Consider the following 3,613-nt stretch of genomic DNA (forward strand, 5'->3'; position numbering starts at 1 on the left):
AGCTTTGTACAATAGACTTCAAGCTGTTCATAGCAGTTGTGCTCTTGGGCAGTGAAAGTTATGCTGGATAGAGGCAAGAGGCGGCGCCTGGCCAGATTGGCATTCAGTTGGTTGTTTTCCCGGTAAATTTCCAGGAGAGCACGGGTATGTCGGAGCATCGCCCGGTGCAAGGGAGAAGCATAGAAAATCAGGCGGAGAAGCCCCTTTAAATCACGGTGAGGTGGCGGCTGTCCCTGTTCCAACCAGCGCCGCACTGACGCCCGAATACGCCCATCAATCACGGTTTGTTCAAGATAGCGACTGTAAAAAGGATCCTCCTGCTTTAAGCCTAAAATAGCCTGGCGTAAAAAGGAGTATTCCGTGTCAGCGACCGCTTCCCCCCGAACCAGCCGACCCAAGATATCATGGTACCATTGGCTCAGGCCGGGATCATACTGAAAGGCACCGACTCTATTAGTCAACCCCAGCAGGTCATAGACCTCAACCGGATCAAGTTGCATCGGAGTGGCGGTAGCCAGAAGCAAGCACTTGCTTTTCGGCCGCAGGTACTCGGAAGTAATCTTAAACAATCTGCCAAATTTCGGTTCGGCTTTAAATCCCTCGGTCGGGTTTTTTCGACGAATATTATGGGCTTCATCGATCAGCGTCAGGTCAAAAATTTTGGCATCCTGCAGGTCCGCCTGTCGTTCCGGTCTGACCAGCAGTCCGCTGGAGATGATGGTTAGATCAGGATCATAAAGTGTTGCTGCCGATTTTTGTTCTTCTGAGGGCAGAATAAATTCATGTTGTGGCGGAGTTCCTCCCAGGGCTCTGCCAAAAGGCAGGAAAAACTTGCTCGCCATTTCCCGGTGCCATTGTTCGGTCAGACTGGCCGGGGCGGCAATGAGCACCCGTTTGATTAAGCCCGACAGATACAACGAGCGGATGATCAGACCAGCTTCAATGGTTTTCCCCAGGCCCACTTCATCGCACAGCAGGTAGCTGAAGGGATAGGTGGCAATGACCCGCCGGGCTACTACCTCCTGGTGCGGCCAGGGAGTAATGGGCGTGGTTTCCATTCCTACCCAACGACCGCCTGGGAGTCGGGGGCCATCTTTAACTAGCGCGAAACGCAAAAGTTCAAGGGCCGAGGGCGGGACTGCCAAGGGAACCGCGCTGGTGCCGTCGATTTCGGTAGGGCGGGTAATTCCTTCCGCAATCTTGATGAGCTGCTGCCTTACCGCTTCCGGGAGAGTCAGCACCCGCACCCCCGGGGATTGATCCTCCCAGAGGGTGGTAAATTCTCTTTCGGCCTCCTCGACTCGCTGCCTTTCGGTTTCTCCCCGCCAGTCGCAGTGCACATCGATATTCTCGGCATTCAGAGTCAGGGCAGTTTTGGACTCATTGAGAGACCCGGAAATATAGATGCGATTGCCATGCAGATCCGAAAACAGGCCCCATTTCATATGGACATAACCATCGGTCACCGACTCGAAGGGCAAAGGCTCACCGGTCCGGGCATGGGTGCGAAAGGCCACCCGGATTGCCAAATTACCTTTGGCGATCAGCCAGGCGAGAAGCTGCACGCCGTTTTGCACCTCTTGCGGCCAGAACTGAAACCCTGCCAGTTCGCGAGTGAGGGCCGCCTCCAAAGGATTCTCTGGAGCGGCTGAACCTTCTTGCTTTTTCTCATAGGCCGCCAGAATGGTCTGCACGTCCTCGGGGGCCAGATCTGCGCCGACGATCAGCCGAATCTGGCCTTCGTGATTGGCCAACGCCGAAAAGCCTTGGGAGGCCGCAGCCAGGGAAGTAGAGCGGAAATATCCCGCCACCCGATCATAACGTACCGCCCGGTGCAGCACCGGTAGGTAAAAGTCTTGCAAAATATTAAGGGGCTTGCCGTCCGGCTTCAGAGTGGAAGTGCGGTAGGACAGCCGCCAGGGGTAATCCTGAAAACCTTGGTCTAAAAGATTCTGAGGACTCATGGTGCCCTGCTGATTAACTCAATCCCAACCCGAACAAGAGGCTGGCAGCTTCCTTTTGCAAATCCGGCTCATCGACTTCCGCGGCCCAGACTCTGAGAAGATCGAGAATCTTCTCCTGATGGTCCCGGGCTTTCTGTTCTAAATAGGCTCGGGCCACCGGAACATCTCCTTCCCGAAAGGAGACCAACACCCCCTGCATGATATCCCACTCGGTCTGAGGGTGGGCCAGCCGCTGGGGGCTGCGTTCTTCGGGGCGGGCCAGCCGGAGTTTGGAACCTTTGCGCAACAAGGGGGCATGGAATCCGACAGTCTCGGCATCGGCTCCGCGGCTGCGGCGGCCTGGCCCTTGCTGGTTAATGCCGATCATCCGGCCTTCCACCCGGTAGCCGGACGGTTTGCCCACCAGGGCGATATTCAGGGATTTGGACAGGTTGAGGGCCTCATCATAGCTGAACTCATTCAACCCCCAGATGCCAAACAGGGTTAACGCCATGGCCGATTCAGGGTCCAGATCGTCCACCGACAGGCGCTCCCGGGTCAGGCGGCGGATGTGGTTTTCGGCCACCACCCGGGAGGCCTCATTCATGGCCCGAAGCGGCCCGACCGGCTCATCACCGTCCAGGACCGGCCACTGCTCGGAGAGCACCCGCAGGGCCCGACCATAGCAGGCCACCATTTCATCCACCGGATTGAGCTTTAAGGGTTTAAACTCCTCAAGTCCGGCTTCCACCGCCCGGCGGATCTGGGTTTGCACCCCCTGGCCGCCCAGCCCGGTCCACAGCGCCGGGAAATCTGCCTGCCTTTCCCGCTTGCGGCAGGAAATGAAGATAGAACTGGCCGCCGCCGCCATATTTTTCTGATGCATGGACTCGGCGGCCTCGGCTTCAACCGGAAAACAGGCTGTGATGGTCCAGCCCGATTCAATTAAGGAGCGGGTTAACGTCTCCCATGCTTCTTGCTTTTTATGGGTAAACATTAGGGTCATGAGACCGTCGTCCCTCAGGACCCGCCGGGATTCCTGGAAGATTTCGGCCATCATCCGCTCATAAGCCTGGTTCGCCGCAACATCCGAGCCGTCCCGAACCGGATTGGCCACCGCCTCGTTCTTTTTATTGGTCAGTCGGCGGCCAAACATACCTGGATAAAGGTCTCCCAAGGTTCTTTTCTGCCAGACATAAAAATAGTCGGAGAGTTCAGAGTACTGGACATTATTGTAATACGGCGGGTCCATACAGACCAGGTCCACTGAGCGCTCGGGAATTTCCGGCAGATGGGCCGCGGTCCGGTTTAAGATGACCAGGGGTAATTCCAGTCCCTTTTCAACCCTCTGGTTTAAAGGGGAAAGCAAGGCCGCCATGCCTTGATAAGCATCTACTATCTGAGATAAGCCCCAGGCGGCACCGGAGTTGGGGCCGGTGAAAATCATTTCCCCGAAACAATATTTTAATGAATAGTCATGTCTTGTAAAAGTATGGCCAATAACTCCTCTTCCAACATGCCAAATTGTTTGCCTACTGTTATAATCCACGCACTTATCAATGGCGAATTGGAGGTAGGTCACCACCGCCCGTCCCTTATCCGCTCCCAATTCGGCCAAAATCAGGGGTTTCAATTGGTTCAAGCCTTCCACTAAGGTGAGGTGGCCCAAG

2 protein-coding genes are annotated in these 3,613 nt (G+C 55.7%); both read right to left on the bottom strand.

Annotation, left to right across the window (positions count from 1 at the left end; genetic code table 11):
• A partial coding sequence (locus JRG72_11545; GenBank protein ID MBW2135837.1) for a DEAD/DEAH box helicase family protein occupies window positions 1-1,964 on the bottom strand: 1,964 nt, incomplete at its 3' end.
• Window positions 1,965-1,977: 13 nt separating this feature from the next.
• On the bottom strand, window positions 1,978-3,390 hold the full coding sequence (locus JRG72_11550) for a hypothetical protein (GenBank protein ID MBW2135838.1): 1,413 nt from the start codon (window positions 3,388-3,390) through the stop codon (window positions 1,978-1,980).
• Window positions 3,391-3,613 lie beyond the last annotated feature (223 nt).

Source organism: Deltaproteobacteria bacterium (assembly GCA_019309545.1).
Taxonomy (GTDB): Bacteria; Desulfobacterota; Desulfobaccia; order Desulfobaccales; family Desulfobaccaceae; genus Desulfobacca_B.